This window comes from Pseudomonas sp. S32 (assembly GCF_016648095.1).
In the GTDB taxonomy this organism is placed as follows: Bacteria; Pseudomonadota; Gammaproteobacteria; order Pseudomonadales; family Pseudomonadaceae; genus Aquipseudomonas; species Aquipseudomonas parafulva.
Genome location: NZ_JACVVF010000053.1, coordinates 1 through 17,613, shown reverse-complemented (window position 1 = coordinate 17,613; position 17,613 = coordinate 1). Strand labels below are relative to the sequence as shown.

Sequence of the window (17,613 nt, the reverse complement as noted above, 5' to 3'; positions counted from 1 at the left end):
GGAAACCCGACATGCAGATAGCCAACAAACATTTCATCGTCACCGGCGCAGCCTCCGGCCTGGGGGCTGCCACTGCGCAGATGCTGATCGAGGCCGGTGCCTCGGTGATGCTGGTGGACCTCAACGCGGAGGCGGTCGAGGCCAAAGCCCAGGCGTTGGGCGAGAGGGCCAGGTTCAGCGTGGCAGACATCAGCGACGAAGCGGCCGCCAAGGCCGCCGTGGCGGCTGCCCTCAGTGCGTTTGGCAGCCTGCACGGCCTGGTCAACTGCGCAGGCATCGTTGGCGCTGAAAAGGTGCTCGGCAAGCAGGGCCCGCACCGCCTGGCCAGCTTTGCCGCGGTCATCAACGTCAACCTGGTCGGCAGCTTCAACATGCTGCGGCTCGCCGCCGAGGCCATGGCTGAAGGGGTTGCCGACGAGGGGTCCGAGCGCGGGGTCATCATCAATACGGCCTCGATAGCCGCCTATGATGGGCAGATTGGCCAAGCGGCCTACGCGGCGTCGAAGGGGGCGATTGCCAGCCTGACGCTGCCTGCTGCCCGCGAGCTGGCGCGTCATGGCATCCGGGTAATGACCATCGCCCCGGGCATTTTCGAAACCCCCATGATGGCTGGCATGACCGAAGAAGTGCGGGCTTCGCTGGCGGCCGGCGTGCCGTTCCCACCACGGCTCGGCCGCCCGCAGGAGTACGCCGCGCTGGCGCGGCATATCATCGAGAACAGCATGCTCAACGGCGAGGTGATCCGCCTTGACGGTGCGCTGCGCATGGCGGCCAAGTAAGGAGAAGCATCATGAACCTGGGCAATGATCCGGTGGTAATCGTCAGCGCTGCACGCACCCCCATGGGCGGGCTGCAGGGCGACTTCAAGAGCCTGACTGCAGCGCAGCTTGGCAGCGTAGCCATTCGTGGGGCTGTCGAGCGCGCCGGCCTGGATGCAGCCAGTGTCGACCAGGTGCTGTTCGGTTGCGTGCTGCCGGCCGGCCAGGGCCAGGCGCCGGCACGCCAGGCGGCGTTGGGCGCAGGGCTGGGCAAGCACACCACCTGCACCACCTTGAACAAGATGTGCGGCTCGGGCATGCAGGCGGCCATCATGGGCCATGACCTGCTGCTGGCCGGCACCGCCGATGTGGTGGTGGCCGGCGGCATGGAGAGCATGAGCAACGCCCCCTACCTGCTGGACAAGGCCCGTGCGGGCTACCGCATGGGCCACGGCAAAATCATCGACCACATGTTCATGGACGGCCTGGAAGACGCCTACGACAAGGGCCGGCTGATGGGCACCTTCGCCGAGGACTGCGCGCAGGCCAATGGCTTCAGCCGCGAGGCCCAGGACCAGTTCGCCCTGGCGTCGCTCACCCGTGCCCAGCAGGCCATTACGGCCGGCCGCTTCGCTGCGGAGATCGTGCCAGTGGATGTGATCGAGGGCAAGCAGCAGCGGGTCATCAAGGATGACGAGCAGCCACCCAAGGCGCGCCTGGACAAGATCGCCCAGCTCAAACCAGCTTTCCGCGAAGGCGGGACAGTGACCGCAGCCAACGCCAGTTCCATTTCCGATGGCGCCGCAGCATTGGTGCTGATGCGTCGCTCCCAGGCCGACCAGCGCGGGTTGCAACCGCTGGCGGTGATCCATGGGCATGCCGCGTTCGCTGATGCCCCTGCACTGTTCCCCACTGCGCCTATCGGTGCCATGGACAAGCTGATGAAGCGCACCGGCTGGAGCCTGAGCGACGTCGACCTGTTCGAGATCAACGAAGCCTTCGCTGTGGTGACCCTGGCGGCCATGAAACACCTGGACCTGCCCCATGAGAAGGTCAACATCCATGGCGGTGCCTGTGCGCTGGGCCACCCGATTGGTGCTTCCGGCGCGCGCATTCTGGTCACGCTGCTGCACGCGCTGCGTCAGAACAACCTGCGCCGTGGTGTAGCGGCCATCTGCATTGGCGGTGGCGAGGCTACGGCCATGGCTATCGAATGCCTGTACTGAGGTGAAGCATGCTGGTTAACGACGAGCAACAACAGATCGCCGATGCGGTGCGCAGTTTCGCCCAGGAGCGGCTCAAGCCCTTTGCCGAGCAATGGGACAAGGCTCACCGGTTTCCCAAGGAGGCCATCGAGGAAATGGCCGGGCTTGGCCTGTTCGGCATGTTGGTGCCCGAGCAGTGGGGCGGCAGTGACACGGGTTACGTGGCCTATGCCATGGCCCTGGAGGAGATCGCCGCCGGTGATGGTGCCTGCTCGACCATCATGAGCGTCCATAACTCGGTAGGGTGTGTGCCCATTCTGCGTTTTGGCAGCGACCAACAGAAGGCACAGTTTCTGACGCCGTTGGCCACAGGCGAGATGTTGGGGGCGTTCGCTCTCACCGAACCCCAGGCAGGCTCTGATGCCAGCAGCCTGAAGGCGCGTGCGCGGCGTGAAGGCGACCACTACGTGCTGACCGGCAGCAAGCAGTTCATCACCTCCGGGCAGAATGCCGGCGTGGTGATCGTGTTCGCCGTCACCGACCCCAGCGCTGGCAAGCGCGGTATCAGTGCCTTCATCGTCCCCACCGACTCGCAGGGTTATCAGGTAGCGCGGGTTGAAGACAAACTGGGCCAGCACGCCTCCGACACGTGCCAGATCGTGTTCGACCATGTGTGCGTACCCGTGGCCAACCGGCTGGGTGAAGAGGGCGAGGGCTACCGCATCGCGTTGGCCAACCTCGAAGGCGGGCGTATCGGTATCGCGGCCCAGGCCGTGGGCATGGCCCGGGCTGCGTTCGAGGTGGCCCGCGACTATGCGCGCGAGCGGCAGAGCTTTGGCAAGGCGTTGGTAGAGCACCAGGCCGTCGCCTTCAGGCTGGCAGACATGGCTACCCGAATTGCCGTCGCCCGGCAGATGGTGCTGCACGCCGCTGCGCTGCGTGACGCCGGGCGCCCGGCGTTGGTGGAGGCGTCGATGGCCAAGCTGTTCGCCTCGGAAATGGCCGAAAAGGTCTGTTCGGATGCCTTGCAGACATTGGGGGGTTATGGCTATCTGAGTGACTTCCCGCTGGAGCGCATTTACCGCGACGTACGGGTTTGCCAGATTTACGAAGGCACCAGCGATATTCAGCGCATGGTCATTGCGCGCAATCTTTGAAGGAGCAGACCGCATGGCATTCGAAACCATCCTGTTGGACATTCACGGCAAGGTCGGGCTGATTACACTCAATCGCCCTCAGGCACTGAACGCACTGAACGCGCAGATCGTCAGCGAGATCAATCAGGCCCTGGACCAGCTGGAGCGCGACCCGGCAATTGGTTGCATCGTGCTGACAGGTTCTGCCAAGGCCTTTGCTGCGGGCGCCGATATCAAGGAAATGGCCGGCCTTGAGTACCCGCAAATCTATGTGGATGACCTGTTCGCCGACGCCGACCGCATCGCCAACCGCCGCAAGCCGATCATTGCCGCGGTATCTGGCTTTGCCCTGGGCGGCGGCTGCGAGCTGGCCATGATGTGCGATTTCATCCTGGCGGGCGACAACGCCCGGTTCGGCCAGCCGGAAATCAACCTCGGTGTATTGCCCGGCATGGGCGGTACCCAGCGCCTGACGCGTGCGGTGGGCAAGGCCAAGGCCATGGAGCTGTGCCTCACCGGGCGCCTGATGGGGGCTGAAGAGGCGGAGCGGGCGGGGCTGGTGGCGCGTGTGGTGCCCCAGGCCGAACTGCTGGAAGAAGCCCTCAAGGTGGCGGCGACCATCGCCAGCAAGTCGGTGCCGGTGAGCATGATGGTCAAGGAAAGCGTGAACCGCGCCTTCGAGGTGACGCTGAGCGAGGGGGTGCGCTTCGAGCGCCGGGTGTTCCATGCAGCCTTTGCCACTGAAGACCAGAAAGAAGGCATGTCGGCCTTTATCTCCAAGCGCGAGGCGCAGTTCAAGGACCGTTGAGCCCTGCCGCTTGCCTGCTTGAGTTGCTGGATGCCGCCGCCACCTGCAAGGGCACTTGCCGGTGGCGGCCCGCTTTGTGCGCACCGACCAGCGGAATCTGCACCCTTCACGCAAATTCGCCCGCGATTGCTGTTGCTCCAGGCGACGTGGCGCCTTAGACTTCCGCCCCCTGTAAAAGAGTGCCGATTGGCGCTTGAAGAATTTCGCTGCCGATGCCTGGGCGTCGGCGGCAACCGAATCGCCCAAATGCACATATTTTCATAGAGAATTCGATGACCAAGGAACAGTTGCTGGCCATGTCGGCCGATGACTACATGAACGCTGATCAGCTGGCCTTCTTCACACAGCTGCTGCAAGCGATGAAAGTCGAAACCCATGAACGCATCGAGCTGAGCCGCGCCACCATCGAAGGCCTGGACACCCCGTCGGACCCTGCCGATGTGGCGTCGGTTGAAGAAGAGCGCAGCTGGCTGGTGAACGCCATCGACCGTGATCAGCGCCTGCTGCCACAGTTGGAGATGGCGTTGGACCGCATCACTGACGAGAGCTTCGGCTGGTGCGACGACAGCGGTGAACCCATCGGCCTGAAGCGTCTGCTCATCAGCCCGACCACCAAGTACTGCATCGAAGCCCAGGAGCGCCACGAGCAGCTGGACCGCCACCAGCGCCAGGTCTGATCCGCACGCGATGCACAGCCCCACGGAGCGATCCCTGGGGCTTTTTGCTTTTCTGGCGGGTTGATCGGCTACATACGCCGGGCACAGCAGTGGCAGTTGCGCAAAGGCCCTGCGGCCTGCTAAATAGGGATTAGCTCTCGACGGGTTTCACCGTTTTCGGGCATATTCCCCCGCCAGCAGTGCGCAAGTGGATGTCAGGGCTCGTATCGCGCAGGCCCATTCCTGAACCGCATTTTTACGGGCAGTGAGTGTCAGACTAAGCGCTCATCGCCGTGGGAGCATGCCCCAAGTCTTTTAACGACGGCGAAGCCGGCAAGCCACAGTAAAAATTCCTGCACGCTGCAGCGCCAGCGGGGGCAGACATTTCACAGCGTGTTTTATTAGTCTTTTAGCCTATCGATTAGAAACGGCCGTGCCTCGTCGAGCGTTGACGGGCGCGGGTAGTAAACGGTTGAGGATTACTTCATTGGCAGTCAGTACTCTTGATACGCATGCGTTGTTCGCCCTGGGCGACCTGCGCGGCAAGTTGGCTCATTTGTTTCAGGGCCGTTTTGTCTACGTTACCGAACAGAACCCCGATGGCCTTTACATGGCCGAAATCGATACCGAAAGCGCGTTGGTGGTGGATGACAAACAGCGATTGGAGCTGAAAGTCGGCGACCACTTTCGTGCTGCCGTGCTACCAAGCCGCGAGGGCGGCAAGTTGGAAATACGCTTTCGCGATATCAAGTTGAATGTGTACGGGGTAGGCGATTACGCATTCGTGTCAGTGCCCGAAGGCGAGGGCATCGTGTTCCGTGAAGGCCAGGGTGTCATGCTGGTGTTCGCAGCCCAGCAGCAGGTTCAGGAAGGCCTTGGCAAGCTGCTCAAGGCAGTGACGGGCAAGGTTGCCAAATGGCGTAAAGGTGAGCTCACTACCTTCAAGGCCAGTGAGTGACCGGGGATGCACCTGTCACCCGTGCAGCGTTCCATCGCCAGCACCATGCGCGGGCGGTGGCCGAGGCTGAGCGGTTGCTGGCCCGGCGTTGTGAGCTGCAAGCAGGCTGGTTGAGTTGGGTAGCGGCCGAGCTTTATCAGCTGGGGCCGCCGCCCTATGCCGCCATGGTCAGGCGCGAATTGCAGCGCCTTAGCCAAGCGTGACGGCAGCCACGCTCAGTTGCCGCTGTCCAGGCCGCTGCTGACTTCTTCGGGTACCGGCTCTTTGGCCTGGCGCTTGCGAAATAGCCCGGCGCGCGCCAGCAACAGCGTGGTGACCGGCACTGTAATGGACAGCAGAATCGGGATCAGCCAAGCGTGCAGTACGGCAGCTTCCTTGAGCCAGGAGAAGTAGATGATCGACGCGAGCGCCACGCACCAGGCGCCGATGGTCGAGGCCAGTGCCGGGGGGTGCATGCGCTGGAAGTAGTCTTTCAAGCGCACCAGCCCTATTGCGCCGACCAGGGCGAACAGGCTGCCGGTCAGCAGCAGCAGGGCTGTGACCAGCTCGAGCCAGAAGGGCAATGTCAGAGATTCGGTCATTCGATCACCTCACCGCGCAGCAGGAATTTGGCCAGGGCAAACGACCCGACGAAACCGAAGAGTGCAATCAGCAGCGCGCCTTCGAAATAGGTGTCACTGGCATAGCGGATACCCAGCACCAGCATGGTCAGCATGGCCAGGATGTACAGGTAGTCCAGCGCCAGCACCCTGTCCTGGGCCGATGGGCCGCGGAATAGCCGTACCAGCGTGAGCCCCATGGCCAGTGCGAAGATGAACAGGCTGGCTAGAACAGCATTGGCGAGCAGGCCGGTCATTGGAAGATCTCCATCAGCGGGCGTTCGTAGGTGTCCTTGAAGTGCTTGATAAAAGCCGCCTCGTCCTCCAGATCGAACACATGGAGCAACAGCACGCTGCGGTCCAGCGCCAGTTCAGACCAGACAGTGCCGGGTACCACGGTGGTGATCATCGACAGCGTGGCCAGGCCGTGGGGTTCACGCAAGGCCAGCGGTATGTGAACAAAGGCCGAACGGGGCGGGCGTTTGCCGGCGCGCAGTACGCCCCGTGCCACTTCCAGGTTTGACAGGATTACATCCAGGCCTACGCGACCGATCAGTTTTACGATCACCCGTGGGCGGCGCACGTGGGCGTGCTGCGGGCGCAGGGGCGCCATCAGCAGCGGTGCGAGGATACCCAGTACGGCTGCCAGCAGCAGGTTGCCGGCACTCACCGAAAGGTTCAGCAGCAGCCACAAGACGAACAAGGACAGGGAGAGCAAAGGCGCGGGGAACAGGCGGCTCATGGTTGCACCTCTGCCTGCACGTCGAACGAAGTCGGGCCTGGTATTGGCCGCGCCGCCATCACCGCCTCTATGTAGGCATCCGGCGCCTGCAGGCTCGCAGCCGTGTCCTGGGTATAGCGCAGCAATGGCTCGGCCTTGAAACTGAGTGCCATGCACAAGGCCAGCAGCAGCACGACCGCCAGGCATTCGAAGCGGCGCAGTACCGGTGAAGGGCGCTCGTCTGGCTTCCAGAAACGCTGGATACCCACGCGACCAAAGGCTATCAGCGAAGCCATGCCCGACAACACCAGCAGCGCCACCAGGCCCCACCCGGCCGCGCCTAGCGGCTGCTCGGCCGGCATACCCAGGCCGTTAGGGTTGAACAGTGCGCTGATCAGGTTCACCTTGGCCACAAAGCCTGAGAGCGGCGGCATGCCGATAATCAGCAGGGCGCAGGCGATGAAGCTGAGGCCGAGGAACGCCATGGTCCAGGGGATGATCTGGCCGATCACCGCTTTTTGCTGGTCATCGAGGTTGATGCCTTTTGGGGGGTGAAGCGACTCCAGCGGCGACGGCATGGCGTCTTCTTCTTCGTCCAGCGGCAATTCATTGGCCGAGCGCGAGCGTTCGACCAGTTCGGCCAGCAAGAACAGCGCACACATGGCCAGGGTGGAGTTGACCAGGTAGAACAGGGCAGCACCGGTCAGGGCGAGTTGGGCAAAGCCGACAGCGCCAAGCAGGGTACCCGCTGAAACCAGGATGCTGAGCGCTGCCATGCGTTCCAGGCGCTGGGCTGCCAGGATCGACACCGCCGCGACTGCCAACGTTGCCAGGCCACCATACACCAGCCATTCCCCGCCAAAATAGGCCGAGGCTCCGGCCTGGCCGGAGAACAGCAAGGTCCACAGGCGCAGCACGGCGTACAAGCCGACTTTGGTCATGATGGCGAACAGCGCTGCCACCGGGGCGCTGGCCGATGCGTAGGCAGGTACCAGCCAGAAGTTCAGCGGCCATATACCGGCCTTGACCAGAAACGCCATGGCGAGGATGGCCGCACCTGCGTGCAGCAGGCCGCGGTCGGCCTCGGGCACCAGTGGAATCTTGAGGGCCAGGTCTGCCATGTTCAGGGTGCCGGTAACGCCGTACAACATCGCCGCGCCAATCAGGAACAATGACGAAGCGAACAGGTTTACAGCGATATAGTGCAGCCCCGCCCGTACCCGTGCCCGGCCAGAGCCGTGTAGCAATAGCCCGTACGAGGCAGCCAGCAATACTTCGAAGAACACGAACAGGTTGAACAGGTCGGCGGTAAGAAAGGCGCCGTACAGGCCCATCAACTGGATCTGGAACAATGCATGGAAGCTGGCGCCGGCCCCATCCCAGCGGGCTCGGGCGAACAGCAGGGCGCAGAAACCGATGATGCCGGTCAGCGTCAGCATCAGCGCAGAAAGGTGATCGAGTACCAGTACGATCCCGAACGGTGCTGGCCAGTTACCCGGCAGGTACACGCCGATCGATTCTGCCTGGCCCTGAGTGCGCACCCATAGCAGCAGGCTGACAGCCACACACAGGCCTGCGAAGGTGGAGAGCAAATTCAGGCGGGCCTTGATTTGCCGGTGCTTTTCGCCAAGCAACAGCATGATAGCTGCGGTGATCAGGGGCAGCAGGATAGGGGCGACGATCAGCTGACTCATGCCACTCATTCCTCACGCTCCCGGCCATCGACATGGTCGGTGCCCGTCAGCCCGCGGGAGGCCAGCAACACCACCAGGAACAACGCGGTCATGGCGAAGCTGATGACGATCGCGGTGAGCACCAGCGCCTGGGGCAACGGGTCGGTGTAGTGCAGCAAGTCTTGCGTTACACCGTCCTTGATGATCGGCTCTTTGCCGATGAACAGGCTCCCCATGCTGAAGATGAACAGGTTGACCCCGTACGACAACAGGCACAGGCCCATGATCACCTGGTAGGTACGGGGGCGCAGAATCAGCCACACCCCGGATGCGGCCAGCACGCCGATGGCGACTGCAATAACTTCTTCCATCAGGCGGCTCCTGTCTGTCGGTTCTTGGCCGGGTTGGCCGGGCGGTAGGCGCGCACTGACTGGTGGGCCAGTGCGGTAAGGATCAACAGGGTCGACCCGACCACTACCGTGTACACGCCGACATCGAAGAACAGTGCGCTGGCCACGTGCACATCACCCAGTACCGGCAGGTGCAGGTGGGCAGTGTGCGTGGTGAGGAACGGGTAGCCGAGCAGCATGGCCCCGGCACCGGTAAGGGTCGCGCACAGCAGGCCCATACCCATCCAGCGCAGTGGGCGCAGGCTCATCTGCGCCTCGACCCATTGGGTGCCGGCAACCATGTACTGCAGGATGAACGCCACCGACATGACCAAACCTGCCACGAAGCCACCGCCAGGCTGGTTGTGACCCCGCATGAACAGGTACATCGAGACCAGCAGGGCGATGGGCAGCAGCAAGCGTACCAGCACGGCCGGCACCATCATGAAGCCCATGGCGGTGTCTGTGGCGTGGCGTGGGTTGACCAGGTCGGTCACCACATCAGGCGCCAGCTGGCGCTGTTGTGTGGGCAGTTGCATGCTCTCCTTGGGTGGGCGGAAGCGCCGCAGCAAGGCGAATACGGTAAGCGCCACGGCGACCAGCACGGTGATTTCGCCGAGGGTGTCGAAGCCGCGGAAGTCCACCAGCATCACATTGACCACGTTGGTCCCACCACCCTGGGGCAGTGCGCGGCTAAGGTAGAACGAGGAAATGTCGTTGGGCGTTGGCCGCGTGAGCATGGCATAGGACAGCACTGCCATGCCGCCGCCCACCAGCACCGCCAGCAGCAGGTCGCGCAGGCGTCGGGCGCGGGCCCTGTCAAATTTGCCTGGCAGTGGTGATACACCTTCTATACGCCTTGGCAGCCAGCGCAGGCCCAGCAGGATCAACACCGTGGTCACCACTTCCACCACCAGCTGGGTCAACGCCAGATCAGGTGCGGAGAACCAGACGAAGGTGATGCAGGTCATCAGGCCGCAGACGCTGACCATGATCAGTGCGGCCAGGCGGTGGTACTTGGCCTGGTAGGCGGCGCCAATCGCGCAGGCAATCGCGATGAGCCAGAGTGCGACGAACACGCCGGAGCCTGGAATCTTCGGCCGGTCGCCCCATGTGAGGCCACTGTAGACCATGGGCGTAAGGCCGGCGAGGAACGCTGCCACCACGATCATGAACAGCTGCGCCTGGAGGCGGCGACTGGTGAGCAGGCGCTCCACGTGTCTGGCCAGCAGCATTAGCTGTATCTGCCCATGCTCGAACAGGCGCTTGCCGTTGAAGCGTTCGATCACCGGCGGGTACGTGAAGCGCCCGCGGCGCATTTGCTTGCGAAGCATCAGGTACAGCACTACGCCGCCGCTCATGGCCACCAGGCTCATCATCAACGGGGCATTCCAGCCGTGCCAGATCGCCAGGCTGTATTCAGGCAGCGTGCCGCCGACCACGGGCAGGGCTGCGGCCGCCAGCAGTGGGCCAACCGACTGGGCGGGGAAGATGCCCACCACCAGGCAGGTCAGGACCAACAACTCGACCGGCGCACGCATCCAGCGTGGCGGCTCGTGCGGGGTATGCGGCAGGTCTTGCGCCGTGGGGCCGAAGAACACGTCCACGGTGAAACGCAGGGCGTATGCCACGCTGAATGTGCCTGCCAGGGTGGCGATGACCGGCAGCAAGGCTTCGATCCAGGCACTGGAGGTGATGAATACGGTTTCGGCAAAGAACATCTCTTTGGACAGGAAACCGTTCATCAGCGGTACCCCGGCCATCGACGCGCTGGCGACCATGGCCAGTGTGGCAGTGTAGGGCACCAGGCGAATCAACCCACTGAGACGGCGTATGTCACGGGTGCCGCTTTCATGGTCGATGATGCCTGCGGCCATGAACAGCGACGCCTTGAAGGTGGCGTGGTTGAGGATGTGGAACACGGCAGCCACCGCGGCCAGCGGACTGTTCAACCCAAGCAGCAGGGTGATCAGGCCAAGATGGCTGATGGTGGAGTAGGCCAGCAGGCCCTTGAGGTCGTTCTGGAACATGGCGGCGAAGGCGCCGAGCAACAACGTCAAGGCGCCGGCACCGCCGACGATCCAGAACCATTCTTCGCTGCCGGACAATACTGGCCACAGCCTCGCCAGCAAGAAGACCCCGGCCTTGACCATGGTCGCCGAGTGTAGATAGGCCGAGACCGGTGTGGGGGCCGCCATGGCGTGGGGCAGCCAGAACTGGAAGGGGAACTGCGCGCTCTTGCTGAGTGCGCCGATGAGGATCAGTGGCAGCAGCACGGGGTACAGTGCGTGCTGGCGGATGGTGTCACCTGCAGCCAGGACCTTGTCCAGGTCATAGCTGCCTGCCACATGGCCGAGCAGTAGCGCCCCCACCAGCAGGCATAGGCCCCCTGCACCGGTGACCATCAAGGCCATGTAAGCGCCGCGACGCGCGTCAGCGCGGTGGTGCCAGTAGCCAATGAGCAGGAACGAGAACAGGCTGGTCAGTTCCCAGAAGAACACCAGCTGTATGAGGTTGCCCGAGATGACCAGGCCGAGCATGGCCCCCATGAAGGCCAGGAAAAACGCGAAGAAGCGCGGAACCGGGTCTTGCGGAGACATGTAGTAACGGGCGTACAGCGACACCAGGGTGCCGATGCCCAGTACCAGCAGCGAGAACAACCAGGCAAAGCCGTCCATGCGCAATACCAGGTTCAGCCCCAGGCTTGGCAGCCACAAGAACTCTTCGCGAATGACGCCCCCGTGGGCGATCTGAGGGTAAAGCAGTGCTACCTGGACGGTACCGACCAAGGCCACGAGCCCAGCAAGAATGGACTCGGCGTTCCGTGCGTTGTGCGGCAGCGCGGCTGCCAGCAAACTGCCCACGAACGGCAGAAGCAATAGCACTATCAATGACATAGAGTTCTATTCTGAGAGGTTTGCCAAGGATCATACGTGCCAGAGGGGTCGATCACCAACCCGCAAGCTGTCGCAGAATCCTACAAATACGCTGTGACAAGCTGTTTTTTTATAACAGTTTTTTACAAAGCATAGCCGCAGCGTTAGAGGTCGGCTTGGGGGGCGCGTTCATTCTGTGGTTGCGTGCGGCCGGCCGCCTGACGCGTGCGGCGTACCTTGAGCTCGCTGACCACCACCGCGATCACGATCAACAGCCCGCCCAACAGGGCCACACCGGGCAGGCGCTCCCCCGCCATGCGCCCGACCAGGCCTGCCCACACAGGCTCGCCCGCGTAGATCAAGGTAGCCCGGGTGGGCGATACGGATTTCTGTGCCCAGTTCATGGCAACCTGGATCACGGCGCTCATGGCCCCCAGGCCCACTGCACTGGCCAGCAGCAGCCAGGAGAAGTCCGGAATACGTTCCTGCGTCGGCACCACCATCAGAAACGCCAGCACCGAGGCCGTTGCCAGTTGCACCACGGTGACCCGTCGTACATCGACCTGGCCGGCGAAGCGGCTGATCAGGATGATTTCGGCGGCGATGGCGATGGCGCTGACCAGGGTGACCACTTCACCTTCGCTCATGTGCAAACTGCCGCTGTCGGGCCCTGCCAGCAGCATGAGCCCAACGAACGCGATGCCTATGCCAATGCTCGGCATCAGGCCGGGCCTGCGCCCCAGTACCACCCACTGCAGCAGTGGCACGAAGGGTACGTAGAGTGCGGTGATGAACGCCGACTGGCTGCTGCTTATGGTCTGCAGGCCCATGGTTTGCAGACCGTAACCCAGCATGATGGTCACGCCGATCAGCATCCCAGCCTTGAGCTCGGTGAGTGTGAGCCCGCCCAGCGCCCGCGCAGAAACCATGCCCACGAACAGCGCAGCTGCGGCAAAGCGAAGGCCGACGAAGAACATGGGGCCGCTGACGGTCATCACGTTGTGCACCAGCAGGAAGGTGCCACCCCACAACATGGTGATGAATATCAGCACCAGTTCCGCTTTGCTCAGGCGAAACGTGACGCTGGGGGTGGGCTGTTGGCTGGCTGTGGTCATGGGCTTGCATGCTCGTAGGGGGCGGCGCACAATCGCCACACGCTGGGCAGTATACTGCGCAACAATTGTAAGTGAGCAATATAGTGCACAAAGACCCTTCACATCGCGCCTCGGTTTTGCAGCACGTCAGCCTCAATGTACGCAACTTGCGCCACGCGGCAGGCATGAGTCAGGCCGCGCTCGCCGACCGCTCTGGTGTGAGCCGGCGCATGCTGGTGGCCATCGAGGCGGGTGAAAAGAATGTCAGCCTCACCACACTGGACTTGATTGCCCAGAGCCTCGGTGTGGCGTTCAGTACACTGATCCAGGCGCCCAACTTGCGTGACCCAGGCCGCATCGAGGAACTGGCCTGGGCCGGTGAACACCCGCAAAGCCGTGCAGTGCTGCTGGGCAGCAGCGTGGCGCGGCGCGAGGTGGAGTTGTGGGAATGGACCCTGGCTCCCGGCGAGTGCTATCGCAGCGAGGCCGATGCCGAGGGCTGGAGTGAACAGTTGTATGTGACGCAGGGGCAGCTCACATTGATCATCGAAGCCACCGAACACCGGCTGCAGCAAGGGCAGTTTCATGTGTTCCCCAGTAACTGCCGCTATGCCTACCGGAACGACGGCGAGACAGCAGTCACTTTTGTGCGCAACGTCGTCATCTGAAAGCCGAATAGCTCGGCCAGGCACTTGACCTCGAGTTTAGTTGAGGTTTTACCCTCTCCGGCATCGCGCACCAAGCGCCAATGGCCAGGAGAGAGTGAATGTCGGCAAACCCTACTGCCATCTGGTTCACCCAGATGATCGAATACCAGGTACCCAGCCTGTTTCAGCGCGAGCTGGCGCAAGCGTTGATGAACAGCAGTGAGGCGCTGGCACTTCAATGCGACGGGTTGCAGACGATCAGCATACAGGCGAGCGAAGACGGCAGCCGGGTGCTGCAGTACCTGCAGTGGGAGTCCCGGCAGGCGTGGGTCGGTGCTGCTGCCTACTTTGTCGACGAGTCGTATGTGCAATTGCTGCAGCGCTACCAGGCGCGCGGGGCCCACTTCGCTGCTTACCAGGCGCTTCGCAGCCTGGCGCGTGGCCCACACGGTGCCCTCTACTGCCAGATGGGTGAGCATGACGCGCAGCGGGGGTAACGCCTGAGCGGTGTAGGACCCGTCTGAAATGCTGAAATGTGCGCGGTCTAGTGGCATGCACAAGCCGATGTTGATTGCAGCCCTCTGGGAGCTGTTTCATTATCGGTGCCACGAATCAACCCAGACGCACCTGCAGGAGAGCCCATGAACGCGCAGCCTACCTATGAGCAACCTACGCCAGAGCGCTTGGCGCGCGTGCGCCAGGCCATGGCCGCCGAAGGCCTGGATGCCTTGCTGGTTCCATCGGCCGACCCGCATCTTTCAGAGTATCTGCCCAAGCATTGGCAAGGTCGCCGATGGCTGTCGGGTTTCCATGGGTCGGTAGGTACGCTGGTGGTCATGCCCGGGTTTGCCGGTTTGTGGGTAGACAGCCGGTACTGGCAACAGGCCGAGCATGAGCTCGCGGGCACTGGCATTGAATTGATGAAGCTCTCGCCTGGTCAGCCCGGCGTGCTGGATTGGCTTGGCGAGCATGCGCCGGCCAATGGTCGCGTCGGGGTGGATGGCGCGGTATTGGCGTTGGCCTCGGCGCGCCAATTGCGTGAGCGCCTGGGCCATCGCGGTGTGCGCCTGGTCACTGACAAAGACGTGCTTGGCCAGGTGTGGGAGGGGCGTGCGGCGTTGCCCGGCCATCCGGTCTACCAACACCTGCCGCCCTATGCCACCGTGTCCAGGTTGGATAAACTGGTCGCATTGCGCGAGGTCATGCAGGTGAAGGGTGCGCACTGGCACTTTCTCGCCACGCTGGACGACATTGCGTGGCTGTTCAATCTGCGCGGCACCGATGTGTCATACAACCCTGTCTTTCTCGCATTTGCCTTGATCAGTCAGCAGCAGGCGTTGCTGTTTGTCGGCAGCGGGAAGCTGGACGAAAACCTGCGTGCTGTTCTGGCGGCAGACGGTGTAGAGGTACGCGATTACGACCAAGCAGGGGCGGCGCTGGCTGATATCCCCGGTGGCAGCCGGTTGTTGGTCGACCCTGCCCGTGTCACGTGTGGGCTTATGGACCAGTTGGGCGATGCGGTGCAGTTGCTCGAAGGCCCAAACCCCACCACGTTGAGCAAGGCGTGCAAAGGGGAGCCAGAGCTGAGGCATGTTCGCCAGGTAATGGAGCAGGATGGCGCAGCACTCTGCGAGTTCTTTGCCTGGCTGGAGGCCCGGCCGGGCAGCGAGGTCATCACCGAGCTGACGATCGATGAGCAGCTGAGCGCCGCCAGGGCTCGCCGCCCCGGTTTCGTGTCCCTGAGTTTCGCCACTATCGCGGCTTTCAATGCCAACGGCGCCATGCCCCATTACCGCGCAACCGAGCAGTCCCATTCAGTGATCGAAGGCGACGGTCTGCTGCTGATCGATTCGGGCGGGCAGTATCTGGGCGGTACCACTGATATCACGCGCATGGTGCCGGTGGGTCAGCCCAGCGAGCTGCAGAAACAGGATTGCACGCGCGTGCTCAAAGGTATGATTGCACTGTCCCGGGCTACATTCCCCCAGGGGGTGTTGTCGCCGTTGCTCGACGCCATCGCCCGTGCACCGCTGTGGGCCGACCAGGTGGACTACGGTCATGGCACCGGCCACGGTGTCGGTTACTTCATGAATGTGCACGAAGGGCCGCAGGTAATTGCCTACCAGGCGACGCCCTCACCGCAAACAGCGATGCAGGCAGGCATGATCAGCTCGATTGAGCCAGGCACTTATCGGCCTGGGCAATGGGGGGTTCGCATCGAGAACCTGGTGGCTAACCGCAATGCAGGCAAAAGCGCCTTTGGTGACTTTCTGGCGTTTGAAACCCTGACACTCTGCCCTATCGACACCCGCTGTTTGTTGCCTGAGAGGCTCACTGTCGAAGAACTGGCATGGTTGAACGGTTACCACACCACGGTGCGTGAACGGCTCGCACCGTATCTGGAGGGTGAAGCGCTGGCCTGGCTTCACGCTCGTACTGCCTTGCTGTAGAGCGGTTGTTGCATACGAATGGGGCTGCGCAACGGCAGCCCCATTTACTTGCAAATGACGATCATGCTGCGGCTGGTATAGCCCGCAGGGTTGATCCCGAACAGGTAATCCCCATCCTCTTCATCGCTGTCGCCTGAGCGTGCAATGACGCGGTATCCGCGTGAGCTGCAGGCGGTGGCTGCTTTGCTGTAGCAGCTGTCCCATGAAGAAGAAAGGCCGGAGCAATTGATATGCAGGCCTTTCTTGCCCCTTTTTACCTCGGTCTTCGCCGTGGCGGCACATCCAGCAATAGCCAAGATGGCCAGGATGAGCAAGGTACGTTTCATTCCTGTCCTTAAATGCAGGACGGATCAGCAAGCTGGTTCCGTCGTTATCGCTACGATTCTTCCTGAAATTTCCCAGCGTCCCTGTTCGATGCATTAGATAGCATGAAGATGATGGTGCTTTGACAGCTTAATCAGCGATGCCGGTCGCCACAATCACTATCGTTGTCTCAAATGAAAAGATTTCTCATATCAGTCAGCGGCGATCGCTGGGCTGGGCGCTTTGCGCATGGAAAGCGTGGTGCCTACCGAGGCAGTGATGATCGCAAGGATGGCCAGCCATTGGGTCATGGACAGGACTTCCCCGAGAAACAGCAGGCCGGACAGCGCGCCGAAGGCAGGTTCGATGCTCATCAGCGTGCCGAAGGTGCGTGCAGGAATGCGCGTCAGTGCGACCATTTCCAGGCTGTAGGGAAGGGCGGTTGACAGTATCGCGACACCCAGCGCCATGGGGATCACGGCTGGGGTGAGCAGGGTGGCGCCGGCGTGGGCGATACCGATGGGCGCAATGAACAAGGCTGCGACCACCACGCCCAGGGCTGCACTTTGCACGCCATGCTCGGCTCCGGCGCGTTGGCCGAACAGAATATAGAGCGCCCAGCAGACGCCAGCGCCCAAGGCGTACGCGGCACCTGTCGGGTCAAGTGCCTGGCCGTCGTGGCCTGCGGGGAGAAGCAGCAGCAAGCCAAACAGGGCCAGGGCAATCCATAGAAAGTCGATGGCGCGGCGCGAGGAAAAAATTGCAACCGCCAGCGGGCCGGTGAACTCGAGCGCCACGGCGATCCCAATGGGCACTGTCTGCAATGCCATATAGAAGAGGAAGTTCATACCGCCCAGGGCCAGGCCGTAGATGACTACGTTGCGCAGGGTTCGGCTATTGAGGCGGGCCCGCCAGGGTCTCAATATCAGCAACATGATGACGCTGGCGAACACCAGGCGCAGGGTGGTGGTGCCTTGGGCGCCAATGATGGGGAACATGCTCTTGGCCAATGAGGCGCCGGACTGGATAGATGCCATGGCGATCAACAGCAGGCCGATGGGGAACAGCGTAGCGGCCAGGCTGCGGGGCGGGGTGTTCATAGCGAGGGGGTGTTCCATAAGGAAGGGGCGGTTGCGCAGTATAGTGCGCAATTGCTGCGCGCTCGACAAGGCGTGCCTTGCATAAAGGTGGCCTTTCAAAAGTTGAAATTAAAGGTTGACCGCCTGAGATAACAGCCTATAATGCGCACCACTCCAACGATGCAGCAAAGCGAAGCAAGCTGAGCCGTTGAGTCAAGTGTTTGAAGCTAAACGAGTTTCTCGCAAAAAACTTCAAAATAA

The 17,613-nt window shown here is 62.3% G+C and carries 19 protein-coding genes; 10 read left to right on the top strand and 9 right to left on the bottom strand.

Translation table 11 applies throughout. The features are described 5' to 3' along the window. The first annotated feature begins 11 nt into the window (after window positions 1-11). From IAE38_RS20760 to IAE38_RS20730, 7 genes are all read left to right on the top strand, one after another. Window positions 12-779, top strand: a complete 768-nt coding sequence (locus IAE38_RS20760; protein ID WP_201219058.1) for an SDR family NAD(P)-dependent oxidoreductase — start codon at window positions 12-14, stop codon at window positions 777-779. Window positions 780-790: 11 nt separating this feature from the next. After that, window positions 791-1,984: an acetyl-CoA C-acyltransferase gene (locus IAE38_RS20755; RefSeq protein WP_201164454.1), complete on the top strand. Its 1,194-nt coding sequence runs from the start codon at window positions 791-793 to the stop codon at window positions 1,982-1,984. An 8-nt stretch (window positions 1,985-1,992) separates the two neighbouring features. Further along, window positions 1,993-3,120, top strand: coding sequence for an acyl-CoA dehydrogenase (locus tag IAE38_RS20750; RefSeq protein WP_201164453.1), 1,128 nt, complete (start codon window positions 1,993-1,995; stop codon window positions 3,118-3,120). A 13-nt stretch (window positions 3,121-3,133) separates the two neighbouring features. Next, window positions 3,134-3,907, top strand: coding sequence for an enoyl-CoA hydratase (locus tag IAE38_RS20745; protein WP_201219056.1), 774 nt, complete (start codon window positions 3,134-3,136; stop codon window positions 3,905-3,907). A gap of 272 nt (window positions 3,908-4,179) precedes the next feature. Next, window positions 4,180-4,584 carry a TraR/DksA family transcriptional regulator gene (locus IAE38_RS20740; protein WP_028632575.1) on the top strand — a complete coding sequence of 135 codons (405 nt, stop codon included), beginning with the start codon at window positions 4,180-4,182 and terminating at the stop codon, window positions 4,582-4,584. A gap of 466 nt (window positions 4,585-5,050) precedes the next feature. After that, window positions 5,051-5,521 (top strand): hypothetical protein, encoded by a 471-nt coding sequence (locus tag IAE38_RS20735; RefSeq protein ID WP_201164451.1) that lies wholly within the window; start codon window positions 5,051-5,053, stop codon window positions 5,519-5,521. Beyond that, window positions 5,518-5,724 (top strand): hypothetical protein, encoded by a 207-nt coding sequence (locus tag IAE38_RS20730; protein ID WP_201219055.1) that lies wholly within the window; start codon window positions 5,518-5,520, stop codon window positions 5,722-5,724. Before IAE38_RS20735 ends, IAE38_RS20730 begins: the two co-directional genes overlap by 4 nt. Window positions 5,725-5,736: 12 nt before the next feature. On the opposite strand, the gene IAE38_RS20725 is transcribed toward IAE38_RS20730, so the two are convergent. The 7 genes from IAE38_RS20725 to IAE38_RS20695 form a co-directional block, all read right to left on the bottom strand. Then, window positions 5,737-6,102 (bottom strand): Na+/H+ antiporter subunit G, encoded by a 366-nt coding sequence (locus IAE38_RS20725; RefSeq protein WP_060483500.1) that lies wholly within the window; start codon window positions 6,100-6,102, stop codon window positions 5,737-5,739. Further along, on the bottom strand, window positions 6,099-6,377 hold the full coding sequence (locus IAE38_RS20720) for a K+/H+ antiporter subunit F (RefSeq protein WP_028632579.1): 279 nt from the start codon (window positions 6,375-6,377) through the stop codon (window positions 6,099-6,101). The genes IAE38_RS20725 and IAE38_RS20720 overlap by 4 nt, the downstream gene beginning before the upstream one ends. Then, window positions 6,374-6,862 (bottom strand): Na+/H+ antiporter subunit E, encoded by a 489-nt coding sequence (locus tag IAE38_RS20715; protein ID WP_201219054.1) that lies wholly within the window; start codon window positions 6,860-6,862, stop codon window positions 6,374-6,376. Before IAE38_RS20715 ends, IAE38_RS20720 begins: the two co-directional genes overlap by 4 nt. After that, window positions 6,859-8,544 carry a monovalent cation/H+ antiporter subunit D gene (locus IAE38_RS20710; protein WP_201219053.1) on the bottom strand — a complete coding sequence of 562 codons (1,686 nt, stop codon included), beginning with the start codon at window positions 8,542-8,544 and terminating at the stop codon, window positions 6,859-6,861. The genes IAE38_RS20715 and IAE38_RS20710 overlap by 4 nt, the downstream gene beginning before the upstream one ends. After that, complete coding sequence (locus IAE38_RS20705; RefSeq protein WP_186661221.1) at window positions 8,541-8,885, bottom strand: Na+/H+ antiporter subunit C; 345 nt, start codon at window positions 8,883-8,885, stop codon at window positions 8,541-8,543. The genes IAE38_RS20710 and IAE38_RS20705 overlap by 4 nt, the downstream gene beginning before the upstream one ends. Continuing rightward, window positions 8,885-11,800, bottom strand: coding sequence for a monovalent cation/H+ antiporter subunit A (locus tag IAE38_RS20700; RefSeq protein WP_201219052.1), 2,916 nt, complete (start codon window positions 11,798-11,800; stop codon window positions 8,885-8,887). The genes IAE38_RS20705 and IAE38_RS20700 overlap by 1 nt, the downstream gene beginning before the upstream one ends. Window positions 11,801-11,943: 143 nt before the next feature. Beyond that, a complete protein-coding gene (locus IAE38_RS20695) occupies window positions 11,944-12,894 on the bottom strand; it encodes a DMT family transporter (protein ID WP_201219051.1) in 951 nt (316 codons plus the stop codon). Between the two features lie 83 nt (window positions 12,895-12,977). Here IAE38_RS20695 and IAE38_RS20690 point away from each other — a divergent pair, with 83 nt between their 5' ends. From IAE38_RS20690 to IAE38_RS20680, 3 genes are all read left to right on the top strand, one after another. Further along, window positions 12,978-13,541: a helix-turn-helix domain-containing protein gene (locus IAE38_RS20690; RefSeq protein ID WP_201164445.1), complete on the top strand. Its 564-nt coding sequence runs from the start codon at window positions 12,978-12,980 to the stop codon at window positions 13,539-13,541. Window positions 13,542-13,639: 98 nt separating this feature from the next. Continuing rightward, window positions 13,640-14,017: an antibiotic biosynthesis monooxygenase gene (locus tag IAE38_RS20685; RefSeq protein WP_201164444.1), complete on the top strand. Its 378-nt coding sequence runs from the start codon at window positions 13,640-13,642 to the stop codon at window positions 14,015-14,017. A gap of 144 nt (window positions 14,018-14,161) precedes the next feature. After that, the gene (locus IAE38_RS20680; protein ID WP_201219050.1) at window positions 14,162-15,970 is read left to right on the top strand and encodes an aminopeptidase P family protein; all 1,809 of its coding nucleotides are present in this window, start codon (window positions 14,162-14,164) and stop codon (window positions 15,968-15,970) included. A gap of 44 nt (window positions 15,971-16,014) precedes the next feature. Here IAE38_RS20680 and IAE38_RS20675 read toward each other — a convergent pair whose 3' ends face one another. Beyond that, a complete protein-coding gene (locus IAE38_RS20675; protein WP_028632588.1) occupies window positions 16,015-16,296 on the bottom strand; it encodes a hypothetical protein in 282 nt (93 codons plus the stop codon). A 189-nt stretch (window positions 16,297-16,485) separates the two neighbouring features. Further along, window positions 16,486-17,373, bottom strand: coding sequence for a threonine/homoserine exporter RhtA (gene rhtA, locus IAE38_RS20670; RefSeq protein ID WP_201164442.1), 888 nt, complete (start codon window positions 17,371-17,373; stop codon window positions 16,486-16,488). Between the last annotated feature and the right edge of the window lie 240 nt (window positions 17,374-17,613).

Bases quoted from the DNA above. Each gene is read 5' to 3' on its own strand.
- IAE38_RS20750 (WP_201164453.1), top strand. From the start codon at position 1,993: ATGCTGGTTAACGACGAGCAACAACAGATCGCCGATGCGGTGCGCAGT.
- IAE38_RS20700 (WP_201219052.1), bottom strand. From the start codon at position 11,800: ATGTCATTGATAGTGCTATTGCTTCTGCCGTTCGTGGGCAGTTTGCTG.
- IAE38_RS20740 (WP_028632575.1), top strand. From the start codon at position 4,180: ATGACCAAGGAACAGTTGCTGGCCATGTCGGCCGATGACTACATGAAC.
- IAE38_RS20760 (WP_201219058.1), top strand. From the start codon at position 12: ATGCAGATAGCCAACAAACATTTCATCGTCACCGGCGCAGCCTCCGGC.
- rhtA (WP_201164442.1), bottom strand. From the start codon at position 17,373: ATGAACACCCCGCCCCGCAGCCTGGCCGCTACGCTGTTCCCCATCGGC.
- IAE38_RS20725 (WP_060483500.1), bottom strand. From the start codon at position 6,102: ATGACCGAATCTCTGACATTGCCCTTCTGGCTCGAGCTGGTCACAGCC.
- IAE38_RS20755 (WP_201164454.1), top strand. From the start codon at position 791: ATGAACCTGGGCAATGATCCGGTGGTAATCGTCAGCGCTGCACGCACC.
- IAE38_RS20705 (WP_186661221.1), bottom strand. From the start codon at position 8,885: ATGGAAGAAGTTATTGCAGTCGCCATCGGCGTGCTGGCCGCATCCGGG.
- IAE38_RS20745 (WP_201219056.1), top strand. From the start codon at position 3,134: ATGGCATTCGAAACCATCCTGTTGGACATTCACGGCAAGGTCGGGCTG.
- IAE38_RS20675 (WP_028632588.1), bottom strand. From the start codon at position 16,296: ATGAAACGTACCTTGCTCATCCTGGCCATCTTGGCTATTGCTGGATGT.
- IAE38_RS20685 (WP_201164444.1), top strand. From the start codon at position 13,640: ATGTCGGCAAACCCTACTGCCATCTGGTTCACCCAGATGATCGAATAC.
- IAE38_RS20680 (WP_201219050.1), top strand. From the start codon at position 14,162: ATGAACGCGCAGCCTACCTATGAGCAACCTACGCCAGAGCGCTTGGCG.
- IAE38_RS20720 (WP_028632579.1), bottom strand. From the start codon at position 6,377: ATGACCGGCCTGCTCGCCAATGCTGTTCTAGCCAGCCTGTTCATCTTC.
- IAE38_RS20710 (WP_201219053.1), bottom strand. From the start codon at position 8,544: ATGAGTGGCATGAGTCAGCTGATCGTCGCCCCTATCCTGCTGCCCCTG.
- IAE38_RS20695 (WP_201219051.1), bottom strand. From the start codon at position 12,894: ATGACCACAGCCAGCCAACAGCCCACCCCCAGCGTCACGTTTCGCCTG.
- IAE38_RS20715 (WP_201219054.1), bottom strand. From the start codon at position 6,862: ATGAGCCGCCTGTTCCCCGCGCCTTTGCTCTCCCTGTCCTTGTTCGTC.